Source organism: Acetobacter sp. P1H12_c, assembly GCF_018811975.1.
Classification (GTDB): domain Bacteria; phylum Pseudomonadota; class Alphaproteobacteria; order Acetobacterales; family Acetobacteraceae; genus Acetobacter; species Acetobacter persici.
Genome location: NZ_JACRVR010000099.1, coordinates 1 through 712, shown reverse-complemented (window position 1 = coordinate 712; position 712 = coordinate 1). Strand labels below are relative to the sequence as shown.

Annotated in this window: 1 protein-coding gene; it reads left to right on the top strand. The window is 52.1% G+C overall.

Annotated elements, in window-relative coordinates; translation table 11 throughout:
- Positions 1-700 (top strand): IS5 family transposase gene (locus tag KP699_RS16585; RefSeq protein ID WP_252347156.1). Its coding sequence is split into 2 segments (ribosomal slippage), with 701 coding nucleotides annotated over them: positions 1-270 and positions 270-700; the frame shifts between segments, so codons are not numbered across the junction. This gene is flagged as partial in the annotation.
- Positions 701-712: the final 12 nt, after the last annotated feature.

Genomic DNA, 712 nt, shown 5'->3' with positions numbered 1-712 from the left:
CGCACGGCGTGCCACGCGTGGATGACCGGCGTGTTCTGAGCGGGATCGTTTATGTCATCCGTAACGGTCTTCAGTGGAAAGACGCTCCGAAAGCGTATGGTCCGCACAAGACTTTATACAACCGCTTTATCCGGTGGAGCCGTCTGGGTGTCTTTGACCGGATATTTGTTGCCCTGACAGAACAGGCTGGCCGTTCGAAGCGTCTGATGATCGATGCAACACACCTCAAGGCACACCGGACAGCGGCGTCCCTGCTCAAAAAAGGGCTTTTCCCCGGCATATCGGACGGACAAAAGGCGGCCTGAACTCAAAACTTCATGCCGTGTGCGATGATCAGGGCCGACCTGTCCGCCTTCATCTGACTGCTGGACAGGTCAGTGATTTCAAAGGTGCAGATGTTTTGCTGGCGAACCTGCCGGATGAGACAGAGGACGTCATCGGTGATCGGGGATACGACAGCAATAAGATCAGACAGTCTCTCGCAGACCAAAACATCACCGCCTGTATTCCACCAAAGAAAAACAGGAAATCAAAGCCACCTTACAATTGGCATCTGTATAAAAAGCGCCATCTGATCGAAAACATGTTCGCAAAGCTGAAAGACTGGCGACGGGTGGCAACACGATACGACCGCTGTGCTCATACATTCATGTCCGCAATCTACATCGCAGCAAGCTTCATCTTCTATCTTAAAGAATGAGTCCTGAGCCTA